General features: G+C 67.0%; 23 protein-coding genes and 1 riboswitch. Of the genes, 12 read left to right on the forward strand and 11 right to left on the reverse strand.

The window, feature by feature from the left end; all coding sequences use genetic code 11:
* The first annotated feature begins 103 nt into the window (after positions 1 to 103).
* Positions 104 to 895 carry a septation protein SepH gene (sepH, locus tag MPSD_RS23815; protein ID WP_020729594.1) on the forward strand — a complete coding sequence of 264 codons (792 nt, stop codon included), beginning with the start codon at positions 104 to 106 and terminating at the stop codon, positions 893 to 895.
* Here the strand turns inward: sepH and MPSD_RS23820 are convergent.
* The 3 genes from MPSD_RS23820 to MPSD_RS23830 are packed head-to-tail and all read right to left on the reverse strand — an operon-like array spanning position 892 to position 2,443.
* A complete protein-coding gene (locus MPSD_RS23820) occupies positions 892 to 1,179 on the reverse strand; it encodes a DUF2537 domain-containing protein (protein WP_036426274.1) in 288 nt (95 codons plus the stop codon). The genes sepH and MPSD_RS23820 overlap by 4 nt on opposite strands.
* Positions 1,176 to 2,015, reverse strand: a complete 840-nt coding sequence (locus MPSD_RS23825; RefSeq protein ID WP_015357100.1) for a TrmH family RNA methyltransferase — start codon at positions 2,013 to 2,015, stop codon at positions 1,176 to 1,178. Before MPSD_RS23825 ends, MPSD_RS23820 begins: the two co-directional genes overlap by 4 nt.
* On the reverse strand, positions 2,012 to 2,443 hold the full coding sequence (locus MPSD_RS23830) for an Rv0880 family HTH-type transcriptional regulator (protein ID WP_020786033.1): 432 nt from the start codon (positions 2,441 to 2,443) through the stop codon (positions 2,012 to 2,014). Before MPSD_RS23830 ends, MPSD_RS23825 begins: the two co-directional genes overlap by 4 nt.
* A 258-nt stretch (positions 2,444 to 2,701) precedes the next feature.
* On the opposite strand from MPSD_RS23830, the gene MPSD_RS23835 reads away from it, so the two are divergent.
* Complete coding sequence (locus MPSD_RS23835; RefSeq protein ID WP_020786032.1) at positions 2,702 to 2,983, forward strand: DUF2530 domain-containing protein; 282 nt, start codon at positions 2,702 to 2,704, stop codon at positions 2,981 to 2,983.
* A 23-nt stretch (positions 2,984 to 3,006) separates the two neighbouring features.
* Positions 3,007 to 3,462, forward strand: coding sequence for an SRPBCC family protein (locus MPSD_RS23840; protein WP_011738632.1), 456 nt, complete (start codon positions 3,007 to 3,009; stop codon positions 3,460 to 3,462).
* Here MPSD_RS23840 and MPSD_RS23845 read toward each other — a convergent pair.
* Positions 3,459 to 4,262, reverse strand: coding sequence for a DUF3027 domain-containing protein (locus MPSD_RS23845; RefSeq protein WP_011738633.1), 804 nt, complete (start codon positions 4,260 to 4,262; stop codon positions 3,459 to 3,461). The two genes, MPSD_RS23840 and MPSD_RS23845, sit on opposite strands and share 4 nt — an antisense overlap.
* Before the next feature lie 138 nt (positions 4,263 to 4,400).
* Between MPSD_RS23845 and MPSD_RS23850 the strand changes: the two genes are divergently transcribed.
* The 3 genes from MPSD_RS23850 to MPSD_RS23860 all read left to right on the forward strand — a co-directional run bounded on the left by MPSD_RS23850 (position 4,401) and on the right by MPSD_RS23860 (position 7,524).
* Positions 4,401 to 6,077: an MFS transporter gene (locus MPSD_RS23850; RefSeq protein WP_036427138.1), complete on the forward strand. Its 1,677-nt coding sequence runs from the start codon at positions 4,401 to 4,403 to the stop codon at positions 6,075 to 6,077.
* Between the two features lie 8 nt (positions 6,078 to 6,085).
* A complete protein-coding gene (locus MPSD_RS23855; protein ID WP_223161725.1) occupies positions 6,086 to 6,562 on the forward strand; it encodes a DUF2771 domain-containing protein in 477 nt (158 codons plus the stop codon).
* Positions 6,563 to 6,669: 107 nt separating this feature from the next.
* Positions 6,670 to 7,524 carry a hypothetical protein gene (locus tag MPSD_RS23860; RefSeq protein ID WP_015357106.1) on the forward strand — a complete coding sequence of 285 codons (855 nt, stop codon included), beginning with the start codon at positions 6,670 to 6,672 and terminating at the stop codon, positions 7,522 to 7,524.
* Here the strand turns inward: MPSD_RS23860 and MPSD_RS23865 are convergent.
* From MPSD_RS23865 to MPSD_RS23875, 3 genes are all read right to left on the reverse strand, one after another.
* Complete coding sequence (locus tag MPSD_RS23865; protein WP_020786029.1) at positions 7,521 to 8,525, reverse strand: glutathione S-transferase family protein; 1,005 nt, start codon at positions 8,523 to 8,525, stop codon at positions 7,521 to 7,523. The two genes, MPSD_RS23860 and MPSD_RS23865, sit on opposite strands and share 4 nt — an antisense overlap.
* Positions 8,526 to 8,537: 12 nt before the next feature.
* Entirely contained in the window at positions 8,538 to 10,490 is a 1,953-nt protein-coding gene (locus MPSD_RS23870; protein ID WP_086085042.1) for an acyl-CoA dehydrogenase family protein, read from the reverse strand.
* 186 nt (positions 10,491 to 10,676) lie between these two features.
* Positions 10,677 to 11,081 carry a cold-shock protein gene (locus tag MPSD_RS23875; RefSeq protein WP_012396202.1) on the reverse strand — a complete coding sequence of 135 codons (405 nt, stop codon included), beginning with the start codon at positions 11,079 to 11,081 and terminating at the stop codon, positions 10,677 to 10,679.
* 163 nt (positions 11,082 to 11,244) lie between these two features.
* Here MPSD_RS23875 and MPSD_RS23880 point away from each other — a divergent pair, with 163 nt between their 5' ends.
* From MPSD_RS23880 to MPSD_RS23895, 4 genes are all read left to right on the forward strand, one after another.
* Positions 11,245 to 11,649 (forward strand): YccF domain-containing protein, encoded by a 405-nt coding sequence (locus MPSD_RS23880; RefSeq protein ID WP_011738640.1) that lies wholly within the window; start codon positions 11,245 to 11,247, stop codon positions 11,647 to 11,649.
* Entirely contained in the window at positions 11,646 to 12,728 is a 1,083-nt protein-coding gene (gene moaA, locus MPSD_RS23885) for a GTP 3',8-cyclase MoaA (RefSeq protein ID WP_020786026.1), read from the forward strand. The genes MPSD_RS23880 and moaA overlap by 4 nt, the downstream gene beginning before the upstream one ends.
* 13 nt (positions 12,729 to 12,741) lie before the next feature.
* A complete protein-coding gene (locus MPSD_RS23890) occupies positions 12,742 to 13,011 on the forward strand; it encodes a MoaD/ThiS family protein (protein WP_012396204.1) in 270 nt (89 codons plus the stop codon).
* Positions 13,012 to 13,223: 212 nt separating this feature from the next.
* Positions 13,224 to 13,437: riboswitch (cyclic di-AMP (ydaO/yuaA leader) on the forward strand.
* 9 nt (positions 13,438 to 13,446) lie between these two features.
* Positions 13,447 to 14,340, forward strand: a complete 894-nt coding sequence (locus tag MPSD_RS23895; RefSeq protein ID WP_020786025.1) for a transglycosylase family protein — start codon at positions 13,447 to 13,449, stop codon at positions 14,338 to 14,340.
* A gap of 44 nt (positions 14,341 to 14,384) precedes the next feature.
* On the opposite strand, the gene MPSD_RS23900 is transcribed toward MPSD_RS23895, so the two are convergent.
* Genes MPSD_RS23900 through MPSD_RS23915 form a run of 4 tightly spaced genes read right to left on the reverse strand, consistent with a single transcriptional unit; the run spans position 14,385 to position 16,034 of the window.
* Complete coding sequence (locus MPSD_RS23900) at positions 14,385 to 14,810, reverse strand: molybdenum cofactor biosynthesis protein MoaE (RefSeq protein ID WP_011738644.1); 426 nt, start codon at positions 14,808 to 14,810, stop codon at positions 14,385 to 14,387.
* Entirely contained in the window at positions 14,807 to 15,292 is a 486-nt protein-coding gene (locus tag MPSD_RS23905; protein ID WP_020786023.1) for a MogA/MoaB family molybdenum cofactor biosynthesis protein, read from the reverse strand. The genes MPSD_RS23900 and MPSD_RS23905 overlap by 4 nt, the downstream gene beginning before the upstream one ends.
* Positions 15,289 to 15,825, reverse strand: coding sequence for a cyclic pyranopterin monophosphate synthase MoaC (moaC, locus tag MPSD_RS23910; RefSeq protein ID WP_086084976.1), 537 nt, complete (start codon positions 15,823 to 15,825; stop codon positions 15,289 to 15,291). Before moaC ends, MPSD_RS23905 begins: the two co-directional genes overlap by 4 nt.
* A gap of 8 nt (positions 15,826 to 15,833) precedes the next feature.
* Complete coding sequence (locus MPSD_RS23915; RefSeq protein WP_172607222.1) at positions 15,834 to 16,034, reverse strand: hypothetical protein; 201 nt, start codon at positions 16,032 to 16,034, stop codon at positions 15,834 to 15,836.
* Positions 16,035 to 16,105: 71 nt separating this feature from the next.
* Between MPSD_RS23915 and MPSD_RS23920 the strand changes: the two genes are divergently transcribed.
* Entirely contained in the window at positions 16,106 to 18,364 is a 2,259-nt protein-coding gene (locus MPSD_RS23920; protein WP_086084975.1) for a helicase-associated domain-containing protein, read from the forward strand.
* An 82-nt stretch (positions 18,365 to 18,446) separates the two neighbouring features.
* On the forward strand, positions 18,447 to 20,096 hold the full coding sequence (locus tag MPSD_RS23925) for a DNA repair helicase XPB (RefSeq protein WP_012396210.1): 1,650 nt from the start codon (positions 18,447 to 18,449) through the stop codon (positions 20,094 to 20,096).
* The last annotated feature ends 732 nt before the right edge of the window (positions 20,097 to 20,828 follow it).

The raw sequence follows: 20,828 nt of genomic DNA on the forward strand, positions 1-20,828 counted from the left end.
GCAACCGTCCAGCGTGTCAGCGCGACGGCAGCCTTTCGCTGCCGTAAAGTTCGCAACGTAACAGGTCCGGTGCCGACCTGCACGGAGCCTGCGAGGAGAAGCCATGCGGGAACTGAGAGTGGTTGGGCTCGACGCCGACGGCAAATACATTCTCTGCGAGGGTGTCGACTCAACCGAGAAATACAAGCTGCCCGCCGATGACCGGCTGCGGGCCGCGTTGAAGCGCCAACCGATACCGCCCGAGCAACCACAACTCGACATAGAAGTCACCAACATGCTCAGTCCCAAGGAAATTCAGGCTCGCATCCGCGCCGGGGCATCTGTCGAACAGGTCGCCACCGCGTCAGGCTCAGACATCGCGCGCATCCAACGCTTCGCCCACCCGGTGTTGCTGGAACGCTCGCGCGCCGCCGAACTGGCGACGGCCGCGCACCCCATGCTCGCCGACGGCCCCGCGGTTCTGACGCTGCTTGAAACCATCACCGCAGCGCTGGTGACCCGTGGCCTCAACCCCGAACGGCTCGACTGGGACGCCTGGCGCAACGAAGACGGCCGCTGGACGGTACAGCTGGCCTGGAAGGCCGGCCGCTCGGACAACCTCGCGCATTTCCGTTTCGCCCCGGGAGCCCACGGCGGCACGGTCACCGCGATCGACGACGCGGCCAGCGAACTAATCGACCCGGAGTACAAGGCACCGCTACGGCCCCTGGCACCGGTCTCGCACCTGGCCTTCGACGAACCCGCAAAGCCGGCCAAGCAGGCAAAGCCCGCCAAACCGGCGAAGCAGACCCCGCCCGCTCCGGCCGAACAACCGGCCAGCAGCCGCCGTGGCAAGCCGGCCATCCCGGCCTGGGAGGACGTGCTGCTCGGGGTGCGTTCGAGCGGCCAGCGCTAGCGGCTGCCCAATCCGGCGAGGCCGATCAGCGCCAACCACGCCACGGCCACACCCACCCCCGCTCCCAGCACAAACCAGCGCAGCACCGGGGTGTTCCGCCAGCCCCAGAGCGACGGTGCCAGCCCGCCGACCGCCACGATGTTGAGACCGACCGCCAGCAGCGGATGCACGCGAATGAGCCCGATGCTGAGCACCGCATCGCCAACCCCTACCACCGCTGCGACAAAGGCGGCCACCGCCAAACCCGCAGCCCAGGGGGCAGATTCACCGCGTTCGTCAGTCACTGGCCGAGCCTAGCCCGCTCATAGAAGGCCAAAGCGGCCGCCGTCGCCACGTTGAGCGAGTCGGTGCCCCGCGACATGGGGATGCGCACCCGCAGGTCGCTGATCCGCAGCGCAGCCGCCGTCAGTCCCAGTCCCTCCGCGCCCACCAGAGAGGCAACCGGTTGATCGCCCACGGCGTCCATCGCCTCGGGCAGCGCACGAGCGTCGCCCTTGGGTGTCAGCGCCAAGAGCCGAAATCCGCGTTCTTTCAGTGCGACAAGCTCCGCGGGCCAATCGGTTGCGCGCGCGTAGGGCACCAGCAACGCGTGCCCCATGGAGACACGCACCGCGCGGCGGTACAGCGGATCGGCGCAGCCGCTGCCGAAAATCACCGCGTGCACGCCCAGGCCGGCCGCGTTGCGAAAGATCGAGCTCAGATTCTCGTGGTCATTGACACCTTCGAGAACAGCGATGGTGCGGGCGCCATCCACGACTTGCCCAACGCTGGGCTCGACCACCCGGCTCGCGGCGGCCAACACGCCACGATTGAGGTGAAACCCGACCACCTGCGCCATGACGTCCGGGGAGACCCGGTAGTAAGGTGCCCCAACGCCGGACAGGTCTTCTTTCAGCTCGAGCAATCTGCGATCGGTCCCCAGCAACGCGCGCGGCGAAAACCGCGACGCCAGCATGCGCTGGACGACCAACACGCCCTCGGCGATCACCAGCCCTTTGCCCGACGGCAGGTCGGGCCGGCGGTCGATGCTGTTGAGGTCGCGGAAATCATCGAGGCACGGGTCGTAGGGATCGCTGACATCTCGCACATCGACGTCGCGAACATGGCTGTGCGCGGTCACGGGCTTTCGTCGACCAGCGCCATCATGATGTCGGCGGCGTTGCGCAGAATGTCGCGCTTGTCGCCGTCCAGCGTCGCCAAGCGCTCGGCCAGCCATTCCTGGCGGGCCCGCCGCGCCGCTTTGACCAGCTCCGCACCCGCTTCGGACACCGAGACCAGCACCTGGCGGCCGTCAACGGGGTGCGGCGTGCGATCCACCAGACCCATGTCGGCCAGGGAAGCGATCACCCGAGTCATCGACGGTGGGCGGACTCGCTCGCGGATCGCCAACGCGCCGGGTGTCATCGCGCCCTCATTGGCCAACGTGGTCAATGCCGACAACTGAGACAACGACACCGGCGACGAGGGGTTCCGAAATCGAAGTTGGCGGGCCAACCGCATAACTGCCAACGACAAGTCGCTAGCCAGCCGCCCATCGCTGTCAGGCACAGCGCGAGGTTACATCGGAACGCAATGGCGCGGGTTCAGAACGGCAAACCCATGCCCGCCGTGTCCGACGGCCAGGATTCGGCGCGACCGCCCGCGACCGCTTTGGCACACCGCTTACCGAAGCCTGGCCGCGCCCGGGGCGGCCTGGGCCGATGGGGCGCTCGCGGACACGAGAACGACCCCGCCGTCGGCGCGAGGGCAAACCCACCTGCATCCGCACGGCCGTCTGGATGGCGACTTGGCTATCTTGGAGACACGATGAGTATCGAGCCCGACCAAAGCCCCGAACCGCCTCCGCTACCGGCGGTCCTGCTCGAGGTGTGGCCGGTCATCTTGGTCGGAGCGCTCGCCTGGTTGGGCGCGGCCATGGCGGCGTTCCTGGTCCCCAGTCTGCAGGGCTGGCGTCCAGTGACGGTTGCCGGACTGGTGGTGGGATTGTTCGGTACCTGCCTTTTCGTCTGGCAGCTTGCCGCTGCCCGCCGCGGTGCGCGCGGCGCTCAGGCCGGACTCGAGACCTACCTCGACCAGCAAATCGACTAGTAATTGCCTACCCGGGAGGACCCATGGCATCTCCGCTGTTGCAAACGCACATTGATATCGACGCGCCACCCTCGAAGGTCTGGGCGTTGATATCCGATCTGCGACGGATGCCCGAGTGGAGCCCGCAGTGCCGCTGGATGCACCAATTCGGCCCGTTGCGCCAGGGCACCCGCACCCTGAACTTCAACCGCCGCAACCGCCTGTTCTGGCCCACCAGCTCCCGAATCGTGGAGGTCATCCCCGAGCAGAAGCTGGCATTCCGGGTCGATACCAACCGCACGATCTGGAGCTATGAGCTGGCGCCGCACGGCGCGGGAACCCGGCTGACCGAGAGCCGTCACGCCGAAAACGGCGTCAGCGCATTCTCGAGCATGTCGGTGAATGCCCTGCTCGGCGGCAACACGAACTTTGAACGTGAGCTGGTCGAAGGCATGAACACCTCGCTGGCCAGGATCAAGGCTGCCGCCGAAGCAGGCTAGTCCGACGACTCGGCCGGCTTCTCCACGACATCGAGCACTCCGTCGTCATACGGCTCGTACATCGGTGAGCCGGTGCCCGCCGGAGCGGGGGTATCCGAGTGCGCGCCGCAACCGTACTGCTTGTCGACAACGCGTCCGTCGGCCGCCAGTTCGTTACCGCATACCCCGAACATCACGCCCAGCGATCCGGCCAGCGGTAGGAAGAACCCACAGTCTCGACACACTCGCTTGGTCGATCGCGCCATCGGCGAGTCGGGGCCGCAGTCTCCGTCGTGCCATCGTTGCGCCGCCTCGGCACGGCCCCAACCGCTCATCACCCAGCGCCGGCCGAGCCCGACCTCTGCCGCGGTCTCATCGACCTGAGCGTCACCGCTGGCGGCGTAACCCGGCACCAGCCGTGGATCGTCCTTCGCCGGCGCCAGCAGGTCTCCCGGGCTTAGATCCCCCGGCCGTACCCGCTGCTCCCACGGCACCCAGGCCGGCGCCAGCAGCGCGGTTGGGCCCGGGACCAGCACCACCTCACTGACGGTGACCCGATCGGCACCGACGTAGCTGGCCACCACTGCGGCCCACTGCCAGCCCTGGTAGCCGGGCAGATGCGCCAGGAATCGGTGGGTGGCGGCATTGGGATCTTCGTAGCTGACGCCCAGGTAATCTCCGACAGCCTCGGCGCCGCTGAACTCCTCGACAGCCTCCCTGGCCAGCGCAACCGCACCCGTGAGCGTCGGCGCCAGCTCTTCGGGCCACTCGGCCACGGCCGTCGCGGAGGATTCCGTCGAGTCCTCAAAGGGTCCGGTCACATTCCCTTTCCTTTCTGCAAGCGACTCCCATACTGCCGGAAGACACGGGAGGCGAGCCACACCCGGTTGCCTACACGGGGCGGCGAGATAGGACAGAATTGACTTGTGTCTGGATGGCGGCGTGATCACCAGGGCCGAATGGCCGCGTCCCCGGGCCGCCGCACCCGAAACGGATCGGTCAGTGAGCACCCGGGGATGGCGAACTACCCCACCGGCGGCCCCGGCAACCGTCGCACGCGCCGTCCACCGCCCATGCCAAGCGCCAACCGCTACCTCCCGCCGCTGGACCGGGAGCCGGAATCCGAAGACGACGCGGAGGGGAACGAGGCGCCCCCACCACCCCCGCGCGGTCTCAGCAGCGGTGAACGGATCACCGTCACCCGCGCCGCGGCAATGCGCAGCCGGGAGATGGGTTCGCGGATGTACTGGATGGTCCAGCGCGCCGCGACCGCCGACGGCGCCGACAAGTCGGGGTTGACCGCGCTGACGTGGCCGACGATGGCTAACTTCGCGGTCGACTCCTCGATGGCTGTGGCACTGGCCAACACCTTGTTCTTCGCGGCGGCCAGCGGCGAGAGCAAATCCAAGGTGGCCCTCTACCTGCTGATCACGATTGCTCCGTTCGCCGTGGTCGCCCCGTTGATCGGTCCCGCGCTGGACAAACTGCAGCACGGCCGGCGCGTCGCGTTGGCGCTCTCGTTCGGACTTCGCACGGTGTTGGCCTTGGTGCTGATCATGAACTACGACGGGGCCAGCGGAAGCTTCCCGTCCTGGGTGCTCTATCCCTGCGCACTGGCCATGATGGTGTTGTCGAAGTCCTTCAGCGTGCTGCGCAGTGCCATGACGCCCCGGGTGATGCCGCCGTCCATCGACTTGGTGCGAGTCAACTCCCGCCTGACGGTATTCGGCCTGCTCGGCGGGACCATGGCCGGCGGTGCCGTCGCGGCGGGGGTCGAGTTCGCCTGCACCCGCCTGTTCGAGTTGCCGGGAGCGCTGTTCGTCGTTGTCGCGGTCACCGTGGCCGGTGCGCTGCTGTCCATGCGCATTCCGCGCTGGGTCGAGGTGACCGCGGGCGAGGTTCCCGCGACACTGAGCTACCACCGCGACCGTGGCAGGCAACGCCGAAGCTGGCCCGAAGAAGTCAAGAATCTCAGCGGAGCATTGCGACAACCCTTGGGCCGCAACATCATTACCTCGCTGTGGGGTAACTGCACCATCAAGGTGATGGTCGGCTTCCTGTTCTTGTACCCGGCGTTTGTCGCCAAGGCCCACGATGCCAACGGGTGGGTTCAGCTGGGGATGCTGGGCTTGATCGGCGCGGCGGCCGCAATCGGCAATTTCGCCGGAAACTTCGCCAGCGCTCGCCTACAGCTGGGTAGGCCGGCGGTGCTGGTAGTGCGCTGCACCGTGGTGGTCACCGCTTTCGCGCTGGCGGCCGCGGTGGCCGGCAACCTCGTGACTGCCGCCATCGCCACCTTGGTCACGTCGGGCTCGAGTGCGATCGCCAAGGCCTCACTGGATGCGTCGTTGCAACACGACCTCCCGGAGGAATCGCGGGCATCGGGCTTTGGCCGCTCGGAGTCGACCCTGCAGCTGGCATGGGTCCTGGGCGGGGCGGTCGGCGTGCTGATCTACACCGACCTGTGGATCGGCTTCACCACGGTCAGCGCGCTGCTGATCCTGGGTCTGGCACAAACAATTGTCAGCTTTCGGGGCGACTCGCTGATACCCGGCCTCGGGGGCAACCGTCCCGTCATGGCCGAGCAGGAGACCACGCGCCGGGGGACCGCAACGGCGGGAGTGGGACCGCAGTGAAACGCTGGATGACTGCGCTGATCGCAGTCGTGGTGCTGGGGTTGTCGGCGAGCGCGGGCGTCGGCGCCTGGCTACTGGCACGCAATTCCGGTCCACAACGGCCCGAGATCAGCCTGTACTCACACGGGCACCTGACCCGGGTAGGTCCATACATGTACTGCGACGTGCTCAGGCTCGACGAGTGCCAGACGCCGCAGACTCAGGGCGAACTGCCGGTGACCGAACGCTATCCGGTCCAGCTGTCGGTCCCGCAGGCCATTTCCCGGGCACCGTGGCGGCTGCTGCAGCTCTACGACGACCCGCCCAATACCACCGCCGTCATCTTCCGGCCGAACAGTCGGTTGGCTGTCACCATCCCCACCGTCGACCCGCAACGCGGGCGGCTCACCGGGGTGGTCGTGCAGTTGCTGACGTTGGTGGTCGATCCCTCCGGTGAACTGCGGGAGGCACCGCACGCGGAATGGTCGGTGCGCGTGGTCTTCTAGCCACCTCATCGGCTCACCGGGCGGCGCGCCGTCGGCAGATCTTCGCGGGACCCCCAACAACTCGACATTCGCTCGGACGTGTCGGTACGGCCAGGCACCGTGTCGGCATGGAGATTTTGGACTGGCCGTTCCGGGGCACTGAAGCACTAGCCGCCGGAGCCGTCACACCACACCGGTTGCGGACCCACTTCGAGATGGTTCACCGCAACGTGTACATCCCCCGCGGGAAGAAGCTGACGGCGGTGACGCGGGCCATCGCCGCGTGGTTGTGGTCGGGGCGGTCCGCAACGGCGGTGGGCCTGTCCGCCGCGGCGCTGCACCGCACGGGATGGATCGACGATTGGCTACCGGCCGAACTCAACCGACGGGGCCGGGACAAGGCGCGCGGCATCATTTCCCACAGCGCCTGCCTCGATGAGGACGAGGTATGCGTGCGCGACGGCATCGCCCTGACCACTCCGGCGCGCACGGCATTCGACCTCGGAAGGCGAAAAGGACTGACCACAGCGGTGATTCGACTCGATGCACTGACGCGTGCCACCGAGCTGAAGGTGGCCGACGTCGAGATGCTCGCCGAGCGACATCGCGGTGCTCGCGGGTTGATCCAGCTACGTCAGGCACTACCGCTGGTCGACGCCGGCGCCGATTCGCCCTATGAGACGCGAATTCGCTTGCTAATCATTCGATCTGGCCTGCCAGCGCCCCAAACCGAGATCAAGGTACTCGACGATTGGGGCGCGGTGGCGGCCCGGATCGGCATGGGCTGGCCGGAATGCAAAGTCGGCGTCGAATTTGACAGCGCAGGTCAGTGGAATAACGCGGCGCGCAGCGACGCTTTCGATCGATCGGCCGAACTCGAAGCGCGCGGGTGGACGATTGTTCGAGTCAACGCGCAGACACTGAAAAACCGGCCTGACATCGTCGTGGCGCAGGTTCGACACGCGCTCGTGCGCAGAACCTAGGCTCCGTGACCGGCCGGGACCCGCTCCCCTGCGACCGGCGGCCCGGGCGGCGTGCCATCACCGAAGGGCCTGCCGCCCAGCGCTTCCCGTCCGTGCGGCGCCAACCAGCCAGCCAGATCGGGGCCTTTGGGAACAATCCCGGGGGGGTTGATGTCGGCGTGCACGATGTAGTAGTGCTGCTTGATTTGAACAAAGTCCACGGTATCGCCGAATCCCGGGGTCTGGAACAGATCACGAGCGTACGCCCACAACACGGGCATCTCGCTGAGCTTGTACCAATTGCACTTGAAATGACCGTGGTACACCGGATCGAAACGGGCCAGCGTGGTGAACAGCCGCACGTCGGCCTCGGTGATGGTGTCCCCCACCAGATAGCGTCGACTCGCCAGACGATCGCTCAACCAGTCCAATGCGCCGAACAGCCGATCGAAAGCGGCCTCGTACGCCTGCTGTGAGCCGGCAAAGCCACAGCGGTACACGCCGTTGTTCACTTCGGTGTAGATCCGCTGACTCACCTCGTCGATCTCGAGTCGCAACCGTGACGGGTACAGCTGCGGGGCGCCGTCGCGATGGTAGGCGGCCCACTGCGTGGACAAGTCCAAGGTCATCTGCGCGAAGTCGTTGGTGACCACCGCGCCGGTCGGTACATCGACGATCGCCGGAACGGTGATGCCCTTGGGGTACTCCGGGAAGCGCTTGAAGTAGGCGTCCTGTAGTCGCGGGATCTGCAACACCGGGTCCAGACCTTCGGGATCAAGGTCGAAGGTCCAGCTGCGCGCGTCATGGGTGGGTCCGCAAAAGCCTATGGAAAGAACGGGTTCCAAACCCAGCAGGCGGCGCACGATGATGGCGCGGTTGGCCCACGGACAAGCCCGGGCAACGATGAGGCGATAGCGACCGGGCTGCACCGCATAGCCGTCGCGCCCGTCGGCGGTGATGCGGGTGGTGATGTAGTTGGTGTCGCGGCTGAATTCACCGGCGCCGGCAACATATGAGCCCATGGGTGGACAGCCTTACGGCTTCGCCTCGGCTGACGTCGAGTCAGGCAGGAAGCGCCGAGCCACATTCGGCTGCGTGGACGGCCCGGGCTCCCAATGCGCAATCCAGGGTCCGGTGCCCTCGGAAGGATCGATGATTCCATCCTCCAGCCAGGCATACCGACCCTCCAACACGTCGTTGGTCAGGCGGACATCGCCGACATCGGTGTTGGTCCACAACCCGTGGAACAGCGCTTCCACCCGCAGAGTCGCCTGCCCGCAGAATGCCTCCGCCAGCTCGTAGGCCTGCCGTCCGACGATCGAATCAGCGACCCGTTGGGCTTCGGCCCGCACGCATACCGCGGACATGGCGAACAATTCCGCACCGATGTCGACGATGCGACCGAGAAAGCCCTGCTTTTGTTCCAGCTTGGCCTGCCAGCGGGCCATCCCGTAGAAGGTGTTTCGGGCCAGCTTGCGAGTCGAGCGTTCGATGAATCGCAGATGAGCGGCCAGCGGGCCGAACTCGTGATACGCCTTGGGCCGCTGTCCCTCACCAAATACCAGCTGCGGCAACCATTTTGCATAGAACCCGCTGGCGCCAACCGCGGCTGCCGCCTTCTTCCGAAGATCGGTGTTGGGTTTGGCCAGATCCCCAGCGGCGGCCAGGTGCGCGTCTACCGCTTCGCGGGCAATGAGCAACCGCATGATCTCGCTGGATCCCTCGAAGATCCGGTTGATCCGAACATCACGCAACGACTGCTCCACCGGTGCCGCACGCTCACCCCGCGCAGCCAGTGACTCGGCGGTCTCATAGCCACGCCCGCCCCGGATCTGCAACAGCTCATCGGCGACCTGGCACGCCATCTCACTGGACCACAGCTTGGCCAGCGCCGCCTCGATGCGGATATCGTTGCGGCCCTCATCAGCCATCTGACCCGATATCTCCACCACCGCTTCAAGCGCGTACGTGGTGGCGGCGATGAACGAGATCTTGCCGGCGACCGCCTCGTGCTTGCCCAGCGGCTTGCCCCATTGCACTCGCTCGCCGGACCACTCACGCGCAATTTTCAGCGACCATTTGGCCGCCCCCGTCACCATCGCGGGTATCGCCAGCCGCCCGGCGTTGAGGGTGGTCAGCGCGATCCGCAGACCGTCCCCCTCCCGACCGATCAGATTCTCCTTGGGCACCCGCACGCGGTGCAGCCTGGTTACGCCGTTCTCGATGCCGCGCAGTCCCATGAATTTGTTGCGCCGTTCGACGGTGATTCCGGGTGAATCGGCCTCGACCACGAATGCGCTGATTCCACCCCGGTGCCCCTCACTCTTGGGCACCCGGGCCATCACCACCAGCAATTCGGCAACCACACCGTTGGTGGTCCACAGTTTGATCCCCTCGAGTTCGTAGGCCTGACCGTCGTCGATCGGTGTGGCCGTCGAGGCCAGCCGGGCCGGATCGGATCCGACGTCGGGCTCGGTGAGCAGGAAGGCCGCGATGGCACCGGCGGCGCACCGCGGCAAGAATTTCTTCTTCTGCTCGGGGCTTCCGGCGAGTTTCAGTGGCTCAGGCACACCGATCGATTGGTGCGCCGACAGCAGCGCGCCCAGGCTGGTGTGGACCGTCCATGCCAGCATCAGCGCGCGGTTGTAGGCAACCTGCGACATGCTCAATCCGCCATATTCGGACGGAATTTTCATGCCGAAGCAACCCAGTTCGGCCAGGCCCTTGACGTATTCATCGGGAATCTGGGCGTCTCGCTCGATGACGCTGCCGTCAATGGCGCCGAGAAACTCCTGCAGCCGGCACAGAAACGCCGCGGTGCGCGCCTCCTCGGCGTCCGACGGCCGGGGGAAGGGATTTATCAGCTCCAGCGGAAAGCGTCCGAGGAATAGCTCCTTCGCGAAAGATGGCTTATTCCAGCCACTTTCACGGGATTCCTCGGCAAGAGCTCGCGCTTGCTCCTCGGTGACCTGCGCCTGCTGTGCCATCGTTGCCTCCGCGCTACGACTTCACCGCGATAGGAAAAACCTGGTGCCGTACGCAGGCAATACTACGGCGCACAACGGCAAGCGGAAGTGCCCGACGATGACGAACGCGGCCAGCGGGCCAGCCACTTTGAAAAAGCCCTGACGTCAACCCGATTCGATGCCCGAGCGGACGTATTGCGCCAACGGTTAAGCGTCGAGCTCCCGCGCCACGGCCTTGACCACCTCGGAGACCCGCCGGGCGGTCTTGCGGTCCGGGTAGCGCCCCTTGCGCAGCTCTGGCTGCACGGTGCTCTCCAGCAGCGTGATCATGTCCTCGACCATGCCGTGTAGCTCGTCGGGGCTGTGCTTGTGCTCAACGGCCTCGCGGCGGGTGCGGGTGAGGCTCGGTGGCGGGTCGAGCAATTTGAGGCTCAACGCCTGCGGTCCGCGCCGCCCGGACGCGATACCGAATTCCACCCGCTGCCCCGCTTTAAGCCCCTCGACGCCTGCCGGCAACGCAGAGGAACGAACGTAGACGTCCTCGCCCTCCTCCTGCGACAGGAAGCCGAACCCCTTGTCGGAGTCGTACCACTTCACCTTGCCGGTCGGCACTGCTCTCACCTGCTTGTCTGACGGATCACTGGGTTTACAACAAAAAGATGCGTCCCGCATGCGCAGGACGCGAGGACGATCACAGATCCTACTCGGATGCTGGCCCGCCAAGCATCCCTGTTTATCCGGCACTCGGTAGGCTGGCACCACTGCTGGAGGAGATATGCGCCTAATACTGAACGTTATCTGGCTGGTGTTCGGCGGCCTTTGGCTGGCCCTGGGTTACCTGGTCGCGGCGCTGATCTGCTTTCTGCTCATCGTGACCATTCCGTTCGGCTTCGCGGCGTTGCGGATCGCGTCCTACGCGTTGTGGCCGTTCGGCAGAACGATCGTCGAAAAGCCCAGCGCTGGAACCGGCGCCCTGATCGGCAACGTCATCTGGATCCTGCTGTTCGGGCTTTGGCTGGCCATCGGGCACCTGGTCAGCGCAGTGGCGATGGCGATAACGATCATCGGGATCCCGCTGGCGCTGGCCAACCTCAAGCTGATCCCGGTGTCACTGGTTCCGCTGGGCAAGGAGATTGTTTCCGCCGACTGGCCGACCCGATACGAGCGGGTGGCCCGATGACGGTGACCGCGCTGGGCGTCCCGACGGTGCGTGGCCGGTCGGAAGGCTCGGCGATCGCATCCGACGCACCGGGCGATGGTCCGCTTCTGGATCGCTTTGGCCGGTCCGCCACCGACTTGCGGGTGTCACTAACCGACCGCTGCAATCTGCGCTGCGGTTACTGCATGCCCGCGGAAGGCCTGAACTGGCTGCCCGGCGAGCAGCTGCTTGGACCGGCGGAGCTGGCCAGGCTGCTCCGCATCGCGGTTACCCGGCTCGGGATCACCAGCGTGCGGTTCACCGGCGGCGAGCCGCTGTTGGCCCGGCATCTCGAAGAGGTGGTCGCGGCAGCGGCCCAACTGCGGCCCCGCCCGAAAATCTCGTTGACGACCAATGGTGTGGGTCTGGCGAAGCGGGCAGCGGCATTGGCGGAGGCGGGTTTGGACCGGGTCAACGTGTCGCTGGACACCGTGGACCGCGCCCACTTCGCGGCCGTCACCCGCCGGGACCGGTTGACCGATGTGCTGGACGGCCTGGCCGGCGCCAGGGCTGCCGGTTTGACTCCGGTCAAGGTCAACGCCGTGCTGGACCCCGAGACGGGCCGCCAAGACGTCGTCGAGTTGCTGAGATTCTGTTTGGAGCAGGGCTACCAGCTGCGGGTCATCGAGCAGATGCCACTCGACGCCGGACATCAGTGGCGGCGCAACGCGCTGCTGGGCTCCGACGATGTGTTGGCGGCGCTGCAACCCCATTTCCGGCTTCGGCCTGATCCAGCGCCACGCGGTTCGGCTCCTGCCGAGCTCTGGCTGGTCGACGCCGGTCCTGACACGCCCGCCGGTAAGTTCGGGGTCATCGCCTCGGTTTCGCACGCGTTCTGCTCGACGTGTGACCGCACCCGGCTGACCGCCGACGGTCAGGTCCGCAGCTGCCTGTTCTCCACCGAGGAAACCGACCTTCGCGGGTTGCTGCGCGCCGGCGCCGGCGACGAGGCGATCGAAGCGGCGTGGCGCGGCGCGATGTGGGCCAAACCGGCCGGCCACGGGATCAACAACCCGGATTTCGTCCAGCCCCAGCGCCCCATGAGCGCGATCGGTGGCTAGCCCGAAGGCGCCCGTGCCCGATCAGCCCGCCGGGATCGAGGTCACCGTTCGTTACTTCGCGGCCGCACGGGCGGCGGCGGGGATCGAGTGCGAAACGGTCGGGTTGCGGCCTGACGCCACCGTTGCCGAGTTGGTCGACACGCTGGCCGGCCGGAGCACGCGGCTGGCGACGGTGTTGGGCCGATGCTCTTACCTCAGGGACGGAATTGCTGTCCGAAATGACGCCACCGCGTTATCCACCGGCGACACGGTTGACGTACTCCCGCCATTCGCCGGCGGCTAAGCCCTGTGAATTGCCTCACGTAACGGAACGATAACGACCGGGACACGAGGTGATGTCGGGACGCTATGAACTGCGGAAACAGTGGTCGTTCCTGGCCTTTTAGCCCACGGTTGCGCGGAAAACACCTCATTACTTCGTGCGTGACGAGAACGCCTGAAACCGCTATCGTCTCTCAGGGCTGGTCAACCGAACCCAACTGACTTGCCTGCCCTCCCTACAACGCGCCGAGCTCCATCCGGTAGGCGGGGGATTCCGACCCACGGATGGAGGCGGGGGACCCGCCAGGTCCACCGAGATCGGACCGGGCCCTTCACGGCCCTTGGGGTGAAGCCGACGTCGTCCCACAGATGTAGTACGACGCTGGCCGGGTAACCTCTCCAACCCGAACCCGACAGCTGACCTCGCAGGCGTGTACCGAGAGGAATTACTGAACGTATGAGTGGACGTCACCGTAAGCCCACTACCTCGAACGTCAGCGTCGCCAAGATCGCCTTCACCGGCGCGGTGCTCGGCGGCGGTGGTATCGCCCTTGCCGGCCACGCGGCCGCGGCCACCGACGGCGAATGGGACCAGGTGGCCCGTTGCGAGTCTGGCGGCAACTGGGCGATCAACACCGGCAACGGCTACTACGGCGGCGTCCAATTCGCGCAGAGCACCTGGGCCTCCCACGGTGGCGGCGAATATGCGCCATCCGCGCAGCTGGCCAGTCGCGAAGAGCAGATCGCGGTCGCCGAGCGCGTCCTGGCCACTCAGGGCCGCGGAGCCTGGCCGGTATGCGGACACGGCCTGTCGGCCGCCACTCCCCGCGACGTCCCCGCTCCGGCCGCGCTGGATGCCCCGCTCGACGCCCCCGGAATCAACGGCGAGCCGGCACCGCTGGCCCCGCCCCCCGGAGATGACGTCCCGCCCCCGGCTGACCCGGCACCCCCGGTAGAGTTGGCGGCCAACGACGTGCCCGCGCCGGCCGACCTGCCGCCGGCCCCCGAAGACCTGGCACCCCCGGCCCCGGCCGACCTGCCCCCCGCCCCAGAAGACCTGCCGCCCGCGCCGCAGGACCTCCCCCCTGCGCCTGAGGATGTGGCCGCGCCCGCGCCGGCCGACTTTCCGCCGGCGCCGGAGGACGTGGCGGCCCCGGTGGAGCTGGTGGGCAACGACGTGCCCGCCCCGGCCGACCTGCCGCCGGCCCCCGAAGACCTGGCACCGCCGGTGGACGTCCACGAGGCTTCGACCGTCGCCTACACTAAGAAGTTGTGGCAGGCGATCGTGGGACAGAACATCAGCGGCAACGACGCGCTCGACGCGCTCGCGCAGCCGGCCGTCTTCGCCTGAGACAGGGTCACCCCTAAACCGACCGGCGCGAAAAGCCGAGCGGGTTAGGCCGAACCCACCCATTCTTCGGAACCATCACCGAAGAACTGGTGCTTCCACACCGGAAGCCGCGCCTTGATCGTGTCGACCAACTTCGCGCACGTGGTGAACGCGGCCTCGCGATGATCGGCAGCCACGGCGGCCACCAAGGCTGCATCGCCCACGTGCAGGACCCCGATTCGGTGGCTGGCCGCGACCGCGCGCACACCGGCGGCGTGTTGGGCGACATCGGCCACCACCTCAGCTAGCACCTGGCCGGCCGACGGGTGCGCGGAGTACTCCAGCCGCAACACTTCCCGGCCACCATCGTGGTTGCGCACCACCCCGACGAAACCGACGACAGCTCCCGCCGACGGCCGGCCCACCAGTTCCTCGTGTTCGGCCAGAGAGATCGGCTGGTCGGTCAGCAGGGCCCGCACAACCTGCGTCATCGCCGGTGGTCTTGGCCAGCGATTTGATCGAGCGCGTGGTGCACGACGTCGGCGAGCACATCCAACCCGTCCCGAACGCCGCCAGGTGAACCAGGCAGGTTGACGATCAAGGTTTGGCCGGCCACACCACACACCCCTCGGGACAACACCGAAGTCGGAACCTTCGGCAGGCCGGCGCGCCGGATGGCGTCGGCCAATCCCGGGATCACAAAGTCCAGCACCGCCACGGTCTGCTCCGGGGTCGAGTCGGTAGGCGAAATCCCCGTGCCGCCCGAGGTGATGATCAGGTCCACCTGGGCCTCGACCGCGTCCTGCAGCGCCTCGCCGACCGGGTTACCGTCGGCGGCCACCTTGGATTCCAGCGGCGAAAAGCCGCGTTGCTCAAGCCATTCAGCGATAATCGGCCCGCATTCATCGGTGTACACACCGGATGCCGCACGCGTTGAAGCGATGATGATTTGGGCCGAGCGAGCCGTGCTCACCTCGACCAGCTTCCGCTGCGCCCGCCCTGTTTGCTGAGCACCCGGACATCGTCGATACGAGCGGCTGGGTCGACCGCTTTGATCATGTCGTAGAGCGTAAGGGCCGCGACGCTGACAGCGGTCAGTGCCTCCATCTCGACACCGGTTCGGTCGGTGCTGCGCACCGTCGCGGTGATCTCGACATCCGCCTCAGCCATGGTGAAATCAACGTCGACACCGGTCAGGGCGAGCTGATGACACAGCGGGATCAAGTCACTGGTGCGTTTGGCCGCCAGAATTCCCGCCACCCGCGCGGTGGCCAGCGCATCCCCCTTGGGCAGGCCGCCGCTCGAGATCAGCGCCACCACCTCCGTCGAGGTGCGCAGAAAGCCCGCAGCAACAGCCGTGCGTCTGGTGGCCCCCTTCTCGGTGACGTCGACCATGTGCGCGGCTCCCCGCTCATCCAGATGCGATAGCCCACCTGAGGGATAAGAGCCTGCCCCGGGTGTCGCCGATGCCGCGGGGGCCTCGGATGCGTTGGGGGGCTCGGCCATCCCAACGACTACCTGTTGACGACTGTCACCGGGTGCAAGTAGGGCAGATCGTCTGCGGCCAGCGGAAACACCACCTCACCGAACGGAGACAGCGCCCCTGTTCGGTCGGTCACCAGCTCGCTCACGGCGTGGTCATCCGGATCCGTGGTCGGCCAGCCGTTGTCCACGTACTTGCTCTTACCCGCCTTGCCTTCAGCAATGTCAGCCACGGCGTCCATTCTGACAGGTTTACCTGCCGTCCGCGGCGCAAGGTCACCGGTCGGGCCTACGCTGATCAGCAATGACCGAACACACCCCGGAAATCCCGCTGGGGTCCTGGCTGGCCGAATTGCCCGACGAGCGGCTGATCACGCTACTCGAGCTGCGGCCGGACCTTGCCCAGCCGCCACCTGGCAGCATCGCCGCGCTGGCCGCGCGGGCCCAGGCCCGTCAATCGGTCAAGGCTGCGACCGAACAACTCGACTTCCTGCGGTTGGCGGTGCTCGATGCGTTGCTGGTGCTGCTGGCCAACACCGAGCCGGTGCCGATCGCAAAGCTGGTGTCGCTGATCGGTGAGCGCGCCACCCAGGCCGAACTGACCGAGGCGCTCACCGACCTCAAGCTGCGCGCCCTGGCCTGGGGCGACACCACCGTTCGGATCGCCGCCGATGCCGGCACCGCGCTGCCCTGGCACCCGGGGCAGGCAACTCTCGAGGACAACTCACGAACCGGCGAGCAAATTGCCGAACTGATCGCCGGGCGGGACCAGCCGCAACGCGACGTGCTGGACAAACTGCGCGAGGGGTCGCCGATGGGCCGCACCCGCGACGCCGCACCCGGTGCCGCCCCGGACCGCCCGGTGCCGCAGCTCTTGACGATGGGACTGCTGCGGCGCATCGACGCCGACACCGTGATCTTGCCCCGCCACGTCGGCCAGGTGCTCCGCGGCGAACGGCCCGGTCCGATGCAGCTCAGTGCACCCGACCCGGTGGTTTCCACCACCACCCCCGAGGACGTCGACGCGACGGCCGCCGGAGCGGTGATCGACCTGCTGCGTGAGGTGGAAGCACTGCTGGAGAACCTCGGCACCATGCCGGTTGTCGAGCTGCGCAGCGGTGGACTCGGGGTGCGTGAGATCAAGCGGATCGCCAAGGCGGTCGGAATCGACGAGGCGCGCCTAGGCCTGATCCTCGAGGTGGCGGCGGCGGCCGGACTGATCGCCAGCGGCATGCCCGATCCGCTGCCCGACCACGGTGACGGACCGTACTGGGCGCCGACGGCCACCGCCGACCGGTTCACCACGATGTCACCGGCCGAGCGGTGGCAGCTACTGGCCACCGCGTGGCTCGATCTGCCCGGCCGCCCGGCGTTGATCGGCAGCCGGGGCCCCGACGCCAAGCCCTATAGCGCCTTGTCTGATTCGCTGTTCTCGACTGCAGCGCCATTGGATCGCCGGCTGCTGCTGGGCATGCTCGCTGAGCTACCCGCCGGCGCCGGTGTCGATCCGGTGACGGCTTCGGCCGCTTTGATCTGGCAGCGCCCGCGATGGAGCCGAAGACTGCAGCCGGAGCCGATCTCGGATCTGTTGGCCGAGAGCGAGGCCCTGGGGCTGGTCGGGCGCGGCGCGATCAGCAAGCCCGGGCGCACCCTGCTGGAACACGGCGGCGACCCCGCCGCCGTGATTGCCGCAATGGCCGCGGCGCTGCCGAAGCCGATCGACCATTTTCTCGTCCAAGCGGACCTGACCGTCGTGGTACCCGGTCCGCTGCAGCGCGACCTCGCCGATGAACTGGCAACCGTGGCGACCATCGAATCGGCCGGTGCGGCGATGGTGTACCGGCTCAGCGAACAATCCATCCGGCATGCGCTCGACATCGGCAAGACCCGCGGCTGGATGCACACGTTTTTCGCGGACCACTCCAAGACACCGGCCCCGCAGGGGCTCACCTACCTCATCGACGACGTGGCGCGCCGGCACGGCCAACTCCGCATCGGCATGGCCACCTCGTTCGTGCGCTGCGAAGACCCCGCGTTGCTAGCCCAAGCCGTAGCGGCACCCGCCGCCGAGGCGGTGCAGCTGCGCGCCCTGGCCCCGACCGTGGCGGTCTCACCCGCCCCGATCGGCGAGGTCCTCGTCGCCCTGCGCAGTGCGGGCTTCGCCCCCGCTGCCGAGGACTCCACCGGCGCGATTGTCGACGTCCGGCCCCGCGGCGCCCGGGTTCCCGCGCCCAACCAACGCCGGCCCTATCGGCCCCCGGCGCGGCCCAGCGGTGAGACGCTGAACGGCATCATCGAGGTGCTGCGCACGGTGACCTCGGCACCGTTCGGCAATATCCGCATCGATCCGGCCGTCGCGATGTCGCTGCTGCAGCGCGCCGCAAAGGACCAGGCCACCCTGGTAATCGGCTACCTCGACGCCGCGGGCGTGGCCACCCAGCGAGTGGTGTCCCCCGTCGTCATCCGGGGCGGTCAGTTGACCGCCATCGATTCCACCTCGGGAAAGCTGCGTGACTTCGCTGTGCACCGCATCACGTCGGTCGTCTCGGCCGACGGCCAATAATGGATCCCATGATCCACTTCGGTGACCACCCAGATGGCGATGCGGTGCGGCTAGCACCCTGCTGTGACGAAGGGCGGCACGCATGACCGACGGACCCCTGATCGTGCAATCCGACAAGACGGTTCTGCTCGAGGTCGACCACGAGCAGGCCGGCGCCGCACGCGCGGCCATCGCGCCGTTCGCCGAGCTCGAGCGCGCACCGGAACACGTGCACACCTACCGGATCACACCGCTGGCCCTATGGAACGCCCGGGCGGCCGGCCACGACGCCGAGCAGGTGGTCGACGCGCTGGTCACCCACTCGCGCTACGCGGTACCCCAGCCACTACTCGTCGACATCGTCGACACCATGGCCCGCTATGGCCGGCTGCAACTGGTCAAGCACCCCGCGCATGGGTTGACGCTGATCAGCCTGGATCGGGCCGTGCTCGAAGAAGTGCTGCGCAACAAGAAGATTGCGCCGATGCTGGGCGCCCGCATCGACGACGACACCGTAATCGTCCACCCCAGCGAGCGAGGCCGGGTCAAGCAGCTGCTGCTCAAGATCGGTTGGCCCGCAGAAGATCTCGCCGGCTACGTGAACGGCGAGGCACATCCGATCAGCCTGCAGCCCGACGGGTGGGAGCTGCGCGACTACCAACAGCTGGCCACCGACTCCTTCTGGGCCGGCGGTTCCGGCGTGGTGGTGCTGCCGTGTGGGGCGGGCAAGACACTGGTCGGCGCGGCCGCAATGGCCAAGGCCCAGGCGACCACGCTGATCCTGGTCACCAACATCGTCGCCGCGCGGCAGTGGAAACGCGAACTGGTGGCCCGCACTTCGCTCACCGAGGAAGAGATCGGCGAGTACTCCGGAGAACGCAAGGAAATTCGGCCGGTCACCATCTCGACCTACCAGATGATCACCCGCCGCTCCAAGGGCGAGTACCGCCACCTCGAGCTCTTCGACAGCCGCGACTGGGGCCTGATCATCTACGACGAGGTGCATCTGCTGCCGGCACCGGTGTTCCGGATGACCGCCGACCTGCAGTCCAAGCGGCGACTGGGCCTGACCGCGACGCTGATCCGCGAAGATGGCCGCGAGGGCGACGTCTTCTCCCTCATCGGCCCCAAGCGCTACGACGCGCCATGGAAGGACATCGAAGCGCAGGGCTGGATCGCCCCGGCGGAGTGTGTCGAAGTCCGGGTCACCATGACCGACAGCGAACGCATGACGTACGCCACCGCCGAGCCCGAGGAACGCTACCGGCTGTGCTCGACGGTGCACACCAAGATCGCTGTGGTGAAGTCGATTCTGCAGAGGCACCCCGGCGAGCAGACCCTGGTGATCGGGGCCTACCTGGATCAACTCGAAGAGCTGGGCACCGAACTTGATGCTCCGGTCATCCAGGGAGCGACAAAAACTCGGGAAAGAGAGGCGCTGTTCGACGCCTTCCGGCGTGGCGAGATAGCCACCCTGGTGGTGTCGAAGGTGGCCAACTTCTCCATCGACTTGCCGGAGGCCTCTGTGGCGGTGCAGGTTTCGGGGACCTTTGGCTCGCGTCAGGAGGAAGCACAGCGGTTGGGCCGGTTGCTGCGCCCCAAGTCCGACGGCGGTGGCGCAATGTTTTATTCGGTGGTTGCCCGCGACAGCCTGGACGCCGAATACGCCGCACACCGGCAACGATTCCTGGCCGAACAGGGCTATGGCTACATCATCCGCGACGCCGACGACCTGCTGGGCCCGGCGATCTAGCCTGGCGAGCAGACGGGGTAGGTAGAACACACACCTGACTTTGCTCGTTTTCACAGCTCAGGGCATTGGCCGCCCAAGAGTCGTGTTGTACATTCGGGCGTTTATGAGCACCCGCAGCGATCGGCGCATCCAGCGATGGCAGTCAGCCATCGTGGTTGCCGCGGCGCCGAGTGTGTTTGTTGCGTTGATCGCAGGTTGGGCGTTGCGCCCCAAGTTCTCTGCGGCCTCGCTGCCCGAACCGGTGACATGGTCACACGGGATTTCAGTCCACAGCCCGCATTCCGGGGCCCTCGGGTCAACACAACTACATGCCGATTCCCCGGCCGTGAGCCATGTTGACAACGCCACGGCATCAGGCTCGGTACCAACCCACACCAAGCCGTTCCACAGCATGTGGATGACGTGTGGTCGGCCGCCGAACTGGATTCCTCTATCACCGAACTTGGTCTGGTCGCCGCAGCCGGCATCGCTTTTCGCAATGGAATTGGCGCCCAACCTCACCCATACCGCCAAGCCCGCCAATGCTGCGGGCGGTCAAGATTCGCTAATGCGGCTCTGCGTGGCCCGTTGCTGATGGCGCAGCGCTAATCGCGCCGCTGTGACGTAGCACCGCATACCCACCGCCGCTCAGGCCCGCCGCTTCGGCGCGACCATCGCACCTCTGTCCCCCTGGCCGCCCGGCACCGTTCGCCGGGACCGCCCTCACAACCACCAGCGCCATCTCGCCCGTAG

Source organism: Mycobacterium pseudoshottsii JCM 15466 (genome assembly GCF_003584745.1).
GTDB classification, from domain to species: domain Bacteria; phylum Actinomycetota; class Actinomycetes; order Mycobacteriales; family Mycobacteriaceae; genus Mycobacterium; species Mycobacterium marinum.